Genomic DNA, 12,480 nt, shown 5'->3' on the forward strand with positions numbered 1-12,480 from the left:
CTTACATACAATTCTGCTATCCTATGTATATTCATAAAAAAAGCCGCTCGGATGAGCGGCTTCATATTTATATATGGTTCAAAGATTATTTACCTTCTTCCATTTTTCTTTTCAACTCTGCTAATGCATCGATGTCTCCAAGAGTAGATCTTTCTTCGTTGTTAGAAGAAGAAGTTACGTTTCTAGAAGAAGCTTCTTTTACGTTTTTCTTCTCTTCGTCTCTGAAGATACCTGTGTGAGATACTACTACTCTCTTGAATTCTTTGTTGAATTCGATTACTTTGAACTGAGCATCTTCACCTTTTTTGATTTTAGATCCATCTTCTTTCTCTAATAATCTTGAAGGGCAGAATGCTTCTACTTCAGCATCTTCGAATTGAACAGAAGCTCCTTTATCGTGAACTTCTACAGCTTTACCAGCGTGGATAGTTCCTTCAGCATATTTAGTTTCGAATTTATCCCATGGGTTTTCAGTCAATTGCTTGTGACCTAGAGATAATCTTCTAGCTTGGATATCTAATTCAAGAACTACAACGTCTAATTTATCACCTACTGCGCAGAACTCAGATGGGTGCTTGATTTTCTTAGTCCAAGAAAGATCAGAGATGTAGATTAATCCGTCGATACCTTCTTCTAACTCTACGAATACACCAAAGTTAGTGAAGTTTCTTACAGTTCCTACATGCTGAGATCCTACCGGATACTTAGCTTCGATGTTTTCCCATGGATCTTTAGACAACTGCTTGATACCAAGAGAAATTTTTCTTTCTTCTCTATCTAAAGTTAATACTTCAGCTTCTACTTCATCACCTACTTTTACAAAATCTCCAGCAGATCTTAAGTGAGTAGACCAAGACATTTCAGAAACGTGGATTAATCCTTCAACACCTGGAGCAATTTCTACGAATGCACCATAGTCAGCAAGAACTACTACTTTTCCTTTTACTTTGTCACCTACTTTCAAGTCAGCAGAAAGAGCATCCCAAGGATGAGCTTCTAATTGCTTCATACCTAATTGAATTCTTGTTTTCTCATCATCGAAATCAAGGATTACAACTTTTACAGTCTGTCCGTCCTCTAGGATTTCAGATGGGTGGTTCACTCTAGACCAAGAAAGGTCTGTAATGTGGATCAATCCATCAACACCTCCTAAGTCAATGAATACACCGTAAGAAGTAATGTTCTTAACAGTTCCTTCAAGAACCTGACCTTTTTCAAGCTGAGCGATGATTTCTTTTTTCTGACCTTCGATATCTGCTTCGATCAATGCTTTGTGAGATACTACTACGTTTTTGAACTCAGGGTTGATTTTCACAACTTTGAACTCCATAGTTTTTCCTACGAACTGATCGTAATCTTTAATTGGCTTAACGTCAATTTGAGAACCAGGTAAGAATGCTTCGATTCCGTGAACGTCAACGATCATACCACCTTTAGTTCTAGATTTAACAAAACCGTTAACGATTTCTCCAGTTTCGTGAAGTTCGTTTACTTTATCCCAAGCTTTAAGCGTTCTAGCTTTTCTGTGAGATAATTGTAACTGTCCAGTTTTGTCTTCTCTCTTGTCAACCATTACTTCTACCTCGTCACCTACTTTCAGGCCTTGGTTGTAACGGAATTCGTTTAGAGAGATAACACCTTCAGATTTGAAGTTGATGTCTACGATAGCTTCTTTATCAGTTAATCTTACAACTTTACCAACTAAAACGTCGTTATCGTCAAGGTTGTTTAATGATCCGTTGTAGATTTCTTCTAAATCGCTTTTTTCTTTTCTCGCATCTGCATCAAGACCTGATTCGAATGAATCCCAATCAAATTGTTCTGGTGCTACGTTTTGGTTTAATAAAACCTCTGCTGAATTTGTCTCTTTTGACATTTTCTAATAAAATTTGTATTCCTTCTTTTTTAACGGTTTGAATAAATGCGGATTAAAAAATACGGAAGTAATTAATTGTAAGTAATTTACTCTTCAAACCTTTTTGCCCCAAAAGTGGGTGCAAAGATATGAATTTTATTTAAAATAAGCAATAGATTTCAGTAGACTAATATTTAATATATATATTTAAAAATCAATACTTTGATTAAAAGAATGCTTCAACTGAGCCCAACACGGCATCCTAATATTAACTTCCTTACATTCAGAATGAAGCAGTATCAGCTGTTATGCCGGGCATGAGCTGAAAGTTTACGAACGTAATTCACGAATCATCTGTAATAAATAGGATAACTCAATGTGCTTCTTCATTTCGCTACCCTTCATTCAGAGTGACAGGAACACAGAAATAAAGAAGAGCAATACTTTCCTACTCTAAAACTCTAAGGCCCTACCACTCTCAAACCCTCGAACTCCAAAATTCATTACCTTTGCAGCATGGAATTAGAATCAATCTATCAAAAACTGCAGATTCAGGATATGAATCAGATGCAGAAATCTACTTATAAAACTTCTGAAAACAATACAGACATTGTTTTACTTTCTCCTACAGGATCCGGGAAAACGCTTGCCTTTTTATTTCCTGTTCTCAGAAATCTGAAAAAAAACGTTCAGGGAGTTCAGGCATTGATATTAGTTCCGGCAAGGGAACTTGCTTTACAGATTGAGCAGGTTTTTAAATCCATGGGGACAGATTTTAAAGTTTCTGTCTGCTATGGTGGACATGACAAAAAAATTGAGGTTAATAATTTGATTGAAGCTCCGGCTGTATTAATCGGAACTCCTGGAAGAGTTGTTTACCATTTAAGAAATAACAATTTTGATCCGAAAACGATTAAAACATTAGTTCTTGATGAATTCGATAAAGCTCTGGAATTGGGGTTCCATGATGATATGGAATTTATTTCCAATTCTTTAAAAGGTCTTTCTCAAAGAATTTTGACATCTGCCACAGCTATGGATGAAATTCCGGCTTTTACAGGCTTAAAAGATGAAAAAATAATCAGTTTCCTTAAAGAAAATGATGTAAAACCGGATCTCCAACTGAGAAAAGTAATGACGATTCCTGAAGAAAAACTGGATACGCTTTTCAATCTGGTTTGTAAAATCGGGAACAAAAGAACTTTGATTTTCTGCAATCACCGTGAGGCTGTAGACCGTATCTCTGAACTTCTCAACCAAATGGGAATCGACAGAGAAACCTTCCACGGTGGTATGGAACAGGATGAAAGAGAACGTGCCTTACTGAAATTCAGAAATGATTCTGCAAGAATTCTTATTACCACAGATCTGGCTGCCCGCGGGCTTGATATTCCTGAAGTAGAATCAATTGTTCATTATCAGCTTCCTCCAAAAGAAGATGCTTTCATTCACAGAAACGGCCGTACAGCAAGAATGAATGCCAAAGGTTTTGTATACCTGATCATGACGGAAGATGAAAACTTTCCGTTCATTAAAAACAATACTCCTGAAGAAAATGTTGCCGGATTTACTAAAGTTCCACAAAAAACACCTTTCCAGACTGTTTATATCAGTGCAGGAAAAAAAGATAAAGTTAATAAAGTGGACATTGTGGGATATCTGCTAAAGAAGGGAGAGTTGCAAAAAGAAGATGTTGGAATTATTGAAGTAAAGGACACCACATCCTATGTTGCCGTTGCCAGAAATAAAGTAAATGCTCTTTTAAGAAAACTTCAGAACGAAAAACTGAAAGGTAAGAAAGTGAAAATGGAGGTTGCATATTAAACCTTCCACTCTGCACTTTATTGTCATTGCGAGGAGCACAGCAACGAAGCAATCCGCCCTCCCCGCAATGACATAATATTATTTAATTCCTCTCACCCTTGTAGGGAAAGTATATACAGATTTCGAGGCAGTAATGAAGAGAATATCATTGTTTTTGCCACCAAAAGTCACATTGGATGTCCATTTCTCAGGAATAGAAATATGATAGATTTTCTTTCCCAAACGGCTAAAAACATGTACACCATCTCCCGTTAAGTAAAGATTTCCGTGTTTATCCAGTTCCATTCCATCTGAGCCCATTTCGCAGAAGAGTTTTTTCTCAGACAATTTTCCTTCTCCCAGTATATCATATACGTAGGTTTTTCCGGCATCAATATCAGAAATATAAAGTTTCTTTAATTTTTCGCTTCCAACAATTCCATTAGGTTGTGTGAAGGTATCCAGTTTCGTTACTTTCCCGGTTCTATCCCTGTAATAAAGGCTTTTATGCTGGATCTCCTGTTTAAAACCAATCCAGTAATCTCTTTCATACAAAGGGTCTGTAAAATACATCCCTCCAAATTCATCATTCCATACATCATTAGGCCCATTCAATCTTTTTCCTTCAAAACCTTTTAACAGGACTTCTACTTTTTTATCTTTGGAAATCTTCCAGATCTCACCCTGATCGTCTGAACAGGTAATCAAATAGCCGTCTTTGTCAAAATGGGTTCCGTTGGCTCTTCCTGTTTTATCTAAAAACTCTATCACTTTATTGCTTTTCCAATCCCAATAATAAATTTTATCATTAGGCTGATCGGTAAAATAAACATTCCCTTCTTCATCTGCTGATGGTCCTTCTGTGAAACTGAACTTATCGGAAACCATTTCCGGTTGTACTCCTTCATAAAACATTTTACTATAATTTACTGATTGACAGTTTACCAATGCGAAAACCAAACCAATCATACTTATTTTAAAGATATTCTTCATACTTCATTTTTAAAGCTGCAATTTACGATATGACCCAAAAGCATCAAAATATTTTCTCACTTTGACACAATAAAAATCACAGAAGTAAAATGTCTCAATTGTCCTATTTTGGACGTAGATCATATTAGTAATAAAAAGATATAATCCGGAGCTTTGCAGTAACAGAACCGGTCACTTTCTTCAAGAAAAAATATCTTAAAAAATGATGAGTCCGGACGAAAATTGTACCAAAATACTTTATAGCATACAACAATGAGCGCAGAGTCCAACAATATCAAGTCTTTGGAAATTGAAAATGAAGATTTCAGAAATTCCGTAGGAACTATGGATGAAACCGGGAAAAGAAAATGGATTTTCCCCAGAAAACCAAAAGGAAAGTATACCAACTACAGAAATTACACCAGCTATATTCTTCTTGCGATTTTCTTTGGGTTGCCTTTTGTAAAGATCAATAACAATCCTTTTCTTCTCATTAATGTGATCGACAGAAAGTTTTTTATCATTGGACAACCTTTCTACCTGCAGGACTTTTTTATCCTGGCTTTAGGAGCAGTAACCTCCGTGATTTTTGTAATGTTATTTACAGTAGTCTTCGGAAGAATATTCTGTGGCTGGCTTTGTCCGCAGACCCTTTTCATGGAAATGGTTTTCCGCAAAATCGAATACTGGATTGAAGGTGACCGAAATAAACAGATGAAGCTTGACAGACAGGAATGGGATGCGGAGAAAATAAGAAAGAGGCTGACTAAATGGTCTGTTTTTCTTCTTATTTCACTGATTATTTCTCACTTTATGTTCATGTATATTGTGGGCTATGAAGAAGTTTTCCGCATTATGAGTGAAGGACCGGAAGGAAACTCACTGAAGTTTCTTGTGATGATCTTCTTTACCCTGACGTTCTACTTCGTATTCGCATGGCTTCGTGAGCAGGTCTGCACACTGGTTTGTCCTTACGGAAGACTGCAAGGTGTATTGATTGACAAGCAAACCATTAATGTATACTATGATTTTAAAAGAGGGGAAGGCCGTGCAAAATGGAGAAATAACGAAGACAGAAAAGCAGCAGGAAAAGGAGATTGTATCGACTGTAACCAATGTGTTGTGGTATGTCCTACAGGAATCGATATCAGAAACGGACAGCAATTGGAATGTGTAAACTGTACAGCCTGTATCGATGCCTGTGATGAAGTCATGGAAAAGGTTGGTTTGCCTAAAGGTCTGGTACGTTACGCAACAGAAGCCGAGATTGAAAACCAGGATAAATTCCGCTTTACCCCAAGAATGAAAGCAACAACTGTTATCCTTGCATTGTTAATCGGATTCCTTGGATTTTTAATGTACGACCGTGGTTCTATGGAAGCAAAATTCATCAAACCGGCAGGTTCTACATTCTTTGTTAAAAACGGTAAAATCACCAATACCTTTATTTATACTCTTCTGAATAAATCTAATGAAAAGAAAACCCTTTTCATCAAAGTGATTACTCCAACAAATGCAGAAATTACTTACTTCGGTTCTGAAAAAATTATATTGAAAGGAGATCAGATCCTGAAAGGAAACATTAACATTTCCTTCCCTGAAGAAGAAATTAAGTTCTCAAAACAGAATATGGTCATCGGCGTGTTCGATGAAAAAGGAAAACTTGTAGATTCGTTTGAAACGACTTTTGAAGGACCATTTAAGTTAGCTCTTTAGATTACAGATGATAGGTTGCAGGTCGTGGTGATTAGAAAAAGTAGTTGATGCTTCCCTAATTCCCCTCCTCTGGAGGGGTGGCAAAAATTCTTTGAATTTTTGATGGGGTGGTTTACAACAATCTCTCCATTAAACTTTAAACTATGAACCTTAAACCTTAAACTTTGGACTCATTAAGCCTTATATTTCCTCATGAACTGTGTAGGAGTCATTCCGGAGCTTTTCCGGAATACTCTTACAAAGTAGGAATATTCTTCGTATCCCAGTCTAAAGGCAATTTCCACCAAACTCTCGTCGAGATACATGAGCATTCTTTTGGCTTCCAGCACTACTCTTTCGGTAATCACATCAGTCGCTGTTTTTTGAACAACAGTCTGGGCAATCCTGTTCAGATGTTTGGATGAAATACCTAACAAAGAGGCATAATGCGTAATGGACTTGTGTTTTGTGAAGTTTTGTTCAATCAGATTTTCAAAATCCTGATAATGTTTAAAATAAGAAAGTCCGGCAGCAGAATCCATTGTATCAAAATCTTTTGAAAACAATCTTGCAGCATTAATGAAAATCTGAGACATTAGTGATAAAATCAGGCCTTCTTTCATGATTTTTTTAGCCTGATGTTCTTCTCCCAGTTCTTTAAATAAACTCATGTTTTTCTTCAATTCCTGAGCGTTTAATTGTAGTTTTCGCGGGAATGATACGGATCCGAAAAACGGAAAATTTCTGAGTTTCTGATTCACATAATGCATTTCATAAAATTCCTGGGAACAAAAGAAAATGTAACCGTCTATATCTTCCGAAAGCTCCCAGCTGTGAATCTGCCCCGGTGACAAGAAGAAAAGACTTCCTTCAGAGACTTCATATCTTTGAAAATCGATCTCATGCACTCCTGTTCCTTTGGTAAAGAGAACTGCTGCATAGAAATCATGTCTGTGAGGCTTCTCTATATGACGATGTCCCAGCACCAAATGACTCTTCATGGTGTTAAAATAAAAATCTGAAGTATTTTTACCCGCCTGGAAAAGATCTATATGAAGAACGGAGATCGGATTCATTGATAAATATCTTAAGGATTCACAAATTTAGATAAAAAGAACCGGTAATAGCTGCTCTTCTTCTCTGTGATGACCAAATGGCTGTTTTGTGATGATTTTACATCTTTATTTTTCCTTTAAAACAAAGTCTGACCGCACTTTTTACAATATATTTTGGATGAAACTTTAAAAAATTTTTATCTTTGAAGTTTAGGAGTTGTAAAATGAAAATAAATTTACCTGATAAGCTGTATTATTCTATAGGAGAAGTTGCGAAAGCATTCGATGTAAACACTTCATTAATACGTTACTGGGAACAGGAATTCCCTATTATCAAGCCTAAAAAAAACAGAAAAGGAAACCGGTATTTCACTCCTGAAGACATCAAAAATCTTCAGATGATCTACCATCTCGTAAAAGAAAAGGGATATACCCTTGACGGAGCCCGTATCGCTCTGACCACCAACAGTAAAATTTCCGAAACCATCACCCTGATCGACCGCCTGGAGTTTGTAAAAGCTGAACTGATCAAGCTGAAAGAGTCTTTAGGAGAACGGGAAGAGGATTAAATGCTTTGAAAATATAAAACCTCCGCTGCAATTCATTGCAGCGGAGGTTTTTATTCATAGTAACACATGGGAAAACCAATGATTCATTATTGCTTTTTGTCCAAAACTATTCTTCTTTCTTAAAACTCACCACCAGATATTTTCCGTTTGAACAGTATTTCTTACAGCTGTCATCTTTAAAATTTTCAGGCTTTTTGGTGTATTCTTCAATATACCTTGCACTTTCAGCTGTATCAGCCGGAACTATAACAATATGGTAATTGTCAGCCACTGTACTGTCGGCTTTTTTCAATGCCTCTTCCTTGTATTTCAATGCTTCAGTGTAATTCATATTTAAAATCAATTAATAAGGTTAATAAGTATGATGAAAAAATTACAAAAACCAAGCCGTTTGAATAAATGCTATATAAAAAGCAATCAAGAATTTCAGTATCAATTACGAAATTATATCACCAAAAAAGCAATATTACCATTAGCTTATACACAATAAAGTACTTTCCCTGCTTTCCGAAGTCTCCCAACTTCGAAGGACTTTGTAAAAGAATTGCTTTTATTAGCTCAAAGTCAGGAGACTCTGCCTGCTGGGAAAAAAGATACCAAAAAATATCGTTACAAAGTAAACACTTCATTATCTTATGGTTTTTTGAAAGACAGAATTATAGGTCTGCTTTTTCCAACTCTGATATCAACAAGGCAATGGAGGAATTAAAAACTCTTTTCAAAGCATATTTAATTCCTATAAGACCTCAAAGATCAATCAAAAGAAATATAGGGAAATACAGAGTTAGGGCTAAACCTATAGTCTCTAAAAATCAAAAGATACGTTGTGATAATTGCTTAACTTAATGACATTGCGCTCGCGCCAGCAAGGGGGAAATGATGGCGAGACTGGAAAAGTTGCTTGAAAAGTAAGAGAGTTTATAAAAAAATACACTTTTCTTATCTTTATCTGCTGCGAAGTTACAAACTTCGCAGAGCGGGGTTTTTATTTATATTCCTAAAATTTGTTGAATTTTTTCTTTTATTCCCTTCGAAAAACCAACCTTTCTTAATCCATCTCGTGAATAAAATTCCATTTCTTTAATTTTGGGATTAGATATTAGTTTATTACAGCTATTACTAATGTTTATATATCCTGTGATTTCATCTTTTCTATTATATAATATTAAAGAATAGTCCGTGTCAAAACAGGCTACATCTTCAGCTCCGTATGTTTTTGGATTTCGAACAAGATTAATAAAATCTTTGACTTTTTTTCCTTCTATCCTTTTAACATAATCAAAACATACAGAAATCCTCTTATCATATATTACTGAAACTGCCTTGCTTTGTTCACATTCATTTGTTTCATCATATTTATATAATTTCATATAATCTGTATCAATTATGGAAATTTCTTTACCAATATTAATGAAAATACTATCATTGCTTGTTTTACCCTCTTCGGAATATTTCTTCATATTTTCTCTCACATCAATCTTTTTTTGCTGACATTGATATAAGGAAACTAAAAATATTAATAGTGTTAAAATCTGAATATTTTTCATAATTATCTTCTATAAATATTTGAAAGGTTTTTGTTTATCTGCCACACAATACAATCGTGCAGGAGCGGAGGCTTTTTATTTCTGATTTTTTATTCTATTCATAAAAGGAAAAGTTTCGTTGTATTCTACCAAAACAGTATCACCGACTTTATATTTTTCATCGTAACTTGGATTAGAATAATCTTTCCCATTTACTGAAAATTTGTAATAATAATTAAATGCTCCAGTTATAAAACCTCTCCTTAATACATCTTTTTCGTTTACAACTAATCCGTATGTCGTTTGTGTTGAGATAACAGATAATAAAGGTCTAAATATTAATACATTTTTATTAAGAAAAATAATTATTAGGAAAATCAAAACTAAAAGAATTCTTTTTTTATTCATTTATTTTATCTTTTAATTTATCTACACTATTTTTAGTAGTTGCATTTTTAATTCCATTACTCAATTGCTTTGAAATTCCTTTTACATCAACTTTTTTTGCAACATTGCTTGATGTTCTAGAGCTTAATCCCGTTACTTTCTGAACAAAATTTTTCGCTTTAGTGTTACTGTTTAAATGAACTTTGTTTGCAACATTGTTCAATTTTGTGGTCTTCACCAAACCTCCCGGTTCTATATAAATGATGCATATCATTATGACAAATCATCTAATCATTAATTTCTTTATACCATCCGTTTTCTAAAGAAATACTTTTTACAAATATCTTTTTTCTATATTCCTCAGAAATAAATTTCCCTATGACTGGAGAGTATTCCTCAGCAGAAGGTTTTACATATATATTACCTAAACTATCTACTTTTAAATAATAAATATTCATATCAATAAAGTCTGTTGTGAGCTTTTTCAGTTGATTATTAACATTAACTTTTGAATTCTTTTTTAAAGAATCCTTTGGATAACTTTCTTCTACATCAATAATACTCTTGGACTGTTTATTATAATTTATCGTAAGTCGTATAAAATTATTATTTTGAACATTTTCCAAAAATATTATTGGGAAATTTCTAGAAGAAAACCCTCTTACATATATCTCCTTTCCTTGATAATTTGAAAAATCATAATTAGAATATCTACTAATAAATTCTTCTTCATAATTATTTTTGCAAGATATTATGAACAATAAACATAAGTAATAAATAAAATTTTTCATTTTTTAATTTTTATGGTGTATTAGCTGGTGTAGGTGTTCCTACAGTTATCTGAATTTGCTTGTCTCCATAATTGTACTTATCCGAAAAAAGTACTCCGCTAGATATAGAAAGTTGATCATCAGAAGAATCTAACTGACTACTATAACCGTTTGTACTTGAGTTAACTACACTATTATAATGTGCTCCTAATAATAATTCCGCTTCTGTGAATTGCATAGCTCGACCTGAAGCACCAAATAAAAAATTCCCAAAATTGTTCTGATTATGAGCCAAGTCTTCAACTAAAAATATTGTATTTGATGTATTGGTTGTTGGATTGCTTGGTTTTGCATTTGGAAACATTTTAGGTACTTGTGTATAAGCAAAATCCATTTTTCCTCCACTTATACCTTCTTTTTTTATATAATCATATCTTTCAGAAAGACTCCTGTTACTCGTTTTATTCTTAGGATCAAATGCCCCTGACCATCTAACTAATGTTTTAATTTGTTTTTCTGTAACAAATTCAAGTTTATTTATTTTACCTGATTGTATATCAGCAACATCGTTTTTAGGATCAGCAAATCTAAATTTTTGCTTTGTACTTCCATCACTTTTTACGACTCTTCCCTTACTTCCAATCCATAAGTTATGCCACCAATTATCCTTTGTAGTTCCAGTGTAGTTTCCATTTTCATCAAAATTAATAAATTTTCTTCCATCTGGGTCTATATACCTTATAGGATTATCACCCGCATAGGTGTAAGGGCTAAATCTTCTCATTTTTTCCGCCAGCGGAGCTCAAAGTCTGGAGACTTTGCGCAGCGGGGGTTTCCGATGGATTCCTGTAGATGTGTTTTTCCTGTTCCGCTACTTCCTAAACTCACTACGTGCAAAGGATGGTTTCTTTTTCTACTGCAAAAAATCAAGAACATTATTAATCTGTTGTCTGTTTCTCCGATTACTCCGCTTTGTCCTATCAGTTCATTTGTACGTTCTAAAAGGTTTTCAGATTCCAAGAGTTCTAAGGATTCTTTTCGCTCCTCTTCTGATAATGGTCTTATTTCCTTTTCCGTATGCTGGTTTTCTAATTGTTCTAACCTGTATTTTTCCAGTTCTTCAATAAGCTCATTGATACACGCTTCTATAACCGAATGTCCGACTTCTAATTTTACCGCCGTTTTTCTTATCAGCTTTTCTACCTGTGTATCATTGTATAAATCCAGATTGTGTCTTACTGCGATAAGGTGAGTTTCGGGATAAGGTTACTCTTAATCGGTCTAAACCTTCTAATCGGATTCCGCCTAATACAGATATGTTCAGGATTTGGTTTTCGTAAGTGAGTTGGTTGGGGTTGTCATTCGTGAACACAGGAAAATTATTTTTATAGAACTTTTCAGTTTTAAAAATAACTAATCCATTTTAAACAACAAAATTTTTTGGAGTTGTTTAATACTTTTTCATTCTTTATTTTTGTTTTATTATTGGTTTAACCGTATTAATTAGAACTTATGAGTTTCGGCAAACGTTTATCGGAGATAAGAAAAAGCAAAGGTCTTTCGCAGGAAGATTTGGCTAATCATTTGGGAACTAAATCGCCTGTGATCGGAAGATATGAGCGTGACGAGATGAAGCCCTCCATTGATACGGCTAATAAACTGGCTTCTTTTCTGGAAGTGTCTTTGGATTATTTAACAGGCAATGCAGATGTACTGCTCGATATGCAGACAATGGAAAGGATTCTGGAAGTGCAGGCTTTACCCGATGATATAAAGGAAAAACTTTTCTACTTCATTGATATGACAATAAGAGATTACAAAGCTAAAAAAGCGTACTCGTAAAATAAA

The 12,480-nt window shown here is 34.5% G+C and carries 13 protein-coding genes; 4 read left to right on the top strand and 9 right to left on the bottom strand.

Annotation, left to right across the window (positions count from 1 at the left end; translation table 11 throughout):
• Positions 1-85: 85 nt before the first annotated feature.
• Entirely contained in the window at positions 86-1,876 is a 1,791-nt protein-coding gene (gene rpsA / locus A1704_RS05110) for a 30S ribosomal protein S1 (RefSeq protein ID WP_034695342.1), read from the bottom strand.
• Between the two features lie 495 nt (positions 1,877-2,371).
• Between rpsA and A1704_RS05115 the strand changes: the two genes are divergently transcribed.
• Positions 2,372-3,679 carry a DEAD/DEAH box helicase gene (locus A1704_RS05115; protein ID WP_062671069.1) on the top strand — a complete coding sequence of 436 codons (1,308 nt, stop codon included), beginning with the start codon at positions 2,372-2,374 and terminating at the stop codon, positions 3,677-3,679.
• A 78-nt stretch (positions 3,680-3,757) separates the two neighbouring features.
• Here A1704_RS05115 and A1704_RS05120 read toward each other — a convergent pair whose 3' ends face one another.
• Positions 3,758-4,651 carry an SMP-30/gluconolactonase/LRE family protein gene (locus A1704_RS05120; RefSeq protein ID WP_062671071.1) on the bottom strand — a complete coding sequence of 298 codons (894 nt, stop codon included), beginning with the start codon at positions 4,649-4,651 and terminating at the stop codon, positions 3,758-3,760.
• 252 nt (positions 4,652-4,903) lie between these two features.
• Between A1704_RS05120 and ccoG the strand changes: the two genes are divergently transcribed.
• Positions 4,904-6,346, top strand: coding sequence for a cytochrome c oxidase accessory protein CcoG (gene ccoG, locus A1704_RS05125; RefSeq protein WP_062671073.1), 1,443 nt, complete (start codon positions 4,904-4,906; stop codon positions 6,344-6,346).
• Between the two features lie 173 nt (positions 6,347-6,519).
• Here ccoG and A1704_RS05130 read toward each other — a convergent pair whose 3' ends face one another.
• Positions 6,520-7,401, bottom strand: a complete 882-nt coding sequence (locus A1704_RS05130) for an AraC family transcriptional regulator (RefSeq protein ID WP_062671075.1) — start codon at positions 7,399-7,401, stop codon at positions 6,520-6,522.
• 203 nt (positions 7,402-7,604) lie between these two features.
• Here A1704_RS05130 and A1704_RS05135 point away from each other — a divergent pair, with 203 nt between their 5' ends.
• Positions 7,605-7,949: a MerR family transcriptional regulator gene (locus tag A1704_RS05135; RefSeq protein WP_062671077.1), complete on the top strand. Its 345-nt coding sequence runs from the start codon at positions 7,605-7,607 to the stop codon at positions 7,947-7,949.
• A 106-nt stretch (positions 7,950-8,055) separates the two neighbouring features.
• Here the strand turns inward: A1704_RS05135 and A1704_RS05140 are convergent, their stop codons facing one another.
• The 6 genes from A1704_RS05140 to A1704_RS05170 all read right to left on the bottom strand — a co-directional run bounded on the left by A1704_RS05140 (position 8,056) and on the right by A1704_RS05170 (position 11,416).
• On the bottom strand, positions 8,056-8,280 hold the full coding sequence (locus A1704_RS05140) for a hypothetical protein (RefSeq protein ID WP_062671079.1): 225 nt from the start codon (positions 8,278-8,280) through the stop codon (positions 8,056-8,058).
• A gap of 658 nt (positions 8,281-8,938) precedes the next feature.
• Entirely contained in the window at positions 8,939-9,496 is a 558-nt protein-coding gene (locus A1704_RS05150; protein WP_062671083.1) for a hypothetical protein, read from the bottom strand.
• 75 nt (positions 9,497-9,571) lie between these two features.
• Positions 9,572-9,883 (bottom strand): hypothetical protein, encoded by a 312-nt coding sequence (locus A1704_RS05155; RefSeq protein WP_062671085.1) that lies wholly within the window; start codon positions 9,881-9,883, stop codon positions 9,572-9,574.
• The gene (locus A1704_RS05160; RefSeq protein WP_131797471.1) at positions 9,876-10,103 is read right to left on the bottom strand and encodes a hypothetical protein; all 228 of its coding nucleotides are present in this window, start codon (positions 10,101-10,103) and stop codon (positions 9,876-9,878) included. The genes A1704_RS05155 and A1704_RS05160 overlap by 8 nt, the downstream gene beginning before the upstream one ends.
• 46 nt (positions 10,104-10,149) lie before the next feature.
• A complete protein-coding gene (locus tag A1704_RS05165; RefSeq protein ID WP_131797472.1) occupies positions 10,150-10,653 on the bottom strand; it encodes a hypothetical protein in 504 nt (167 codons plus the stop codon).
• A 10-nt stretch (positions 10,654-10,663) separates the two neighbouring features.
• The gene (locus tag A1704_RS05170; RefSeq protein ID WP_062671091.1) at positions 10,664-11,416 is read right to left on the bottom strand and encodes a polymorphic toxin type 44 domain-containing protein; all 753 of its coding nucleotides are present in this window, start codon (positions 11,414-11,416) and stop codon (positions 10,664-10,666) included.
• Between the two features lie 728 nt (positions 11,417-12,144).
• Between A1704_RS05170 and A1704_RS05180 the strand changes: the two genes are divergently transcribed.
• Entirely contained in the window at positions 12,145-12,474 is a 330-nt protein-coding gene (locus A1704_RS05180; protein WP_062671096.1) for a helix-turn-helix domain-containing protein, read from the top strand.
• Positions 12,475-12,480 lie beyond the last annotated feature (6 nt).

Source organism: Chryseobacterium cucumeris (genome assembly GCF_001593385.1).
Taxonomy (GTDB): Bacteria; Bacteroidota; Bacteroidia; order Flavobacteriales; family Weeksellaceae; genus Chryseobacterium; species Chryseobacterium cucumeris.

What these genes read in the sequence shown, in the direction of transcription:
- rpsA (WP_034695342.1), bottom strand. Translation starts at nt 1,876, where the DNA reads ATGTCAAAAGAGACAAATTCAGCAGAGGTTTTATTAAACCAAAACGTA.
- A1704_RS05115 (WP_062671069.1), top strand. Translation starts at nt 2,372, where the DNA reads ATGGAATTAGAATCAATCTATCAAAAACTGCAGATTCAGGATATGAAT.
- A1704_RS05120 (WP_062671071.1), bottom strand. Translation starts at nt 4,651, where the DNA reads ATGAAGAATATCTTTAAAATAAGTATGATTGGTTTGGTTTTCGCATTG.
- ccoG (WP_062671073.1), top strand. Translation starts at nt 4,904, where the DNA reads ATGAGCGCAGAGTCCAACAATATCAAGTCTTTGGAAATTGAAAATGAA.
- A1704_RS05130 (WP_062671075.1), bottom strand. Translation starts at nt 7,401, where the DNA reads ATGAATCCGATCTCCGTTCTTCATATAGATCTTTTCCAGGCGGGTAAA.
- A1704_RS05135 (WP_062671077.1), top strand. Translation starts at nt 7,605, where the DNA reads ATGAAAATAAATTTACCTGATAAGCTGTATTATTCTATAGGAGAAGTT.
- A1704_RS05140 (WP_062671079.1), bottom strand. Translation starts at nt 8,280, where the DNA reads ATGAATTACACTGAAGCATTGAAATACAAGGAAGAGGCATTGAAAAAA.
- A1704_RS05150 (WP_062671083.1), bottom strand. Translation starts at nt 9,496, where the DNA reads ATGAAAAATATTCAGATTTTAACACTATTAATATTTTTAGTTTCCTTA.
- A1704_RS05155 (WP_062671085.1), bottom strand. Translation starts at nt 9,883, where the DNA reads ATGAATAAAAAAAGAATTCTTTTAGTTTTGATTTTCCTAATAATTATT.
- A1704_RS05165 (WP_131797472.1), bottom strand. Translation starts at nt 10,653, where the DNA reads ATGAAAAATTTTATTTATTACTTATGTTTATTGTTCATAATATCTTGC.
- A1704_RS05170 (WP_062671091.1), bottom strand. Translation starts at nt 11,416, where the DNA reads ATGAGAAGATTTAGCCCTTACACCTATGCGGGTGATAATCCTATAAGG.
- A1704_RS05180 (WP_062671096.1), top strand. Translation starts at nt 12,145, where the DNA reads ATGAGTTTCGGCAAACGTTTATCGGAGATAAGAAAAAGCAAAGGTCTT.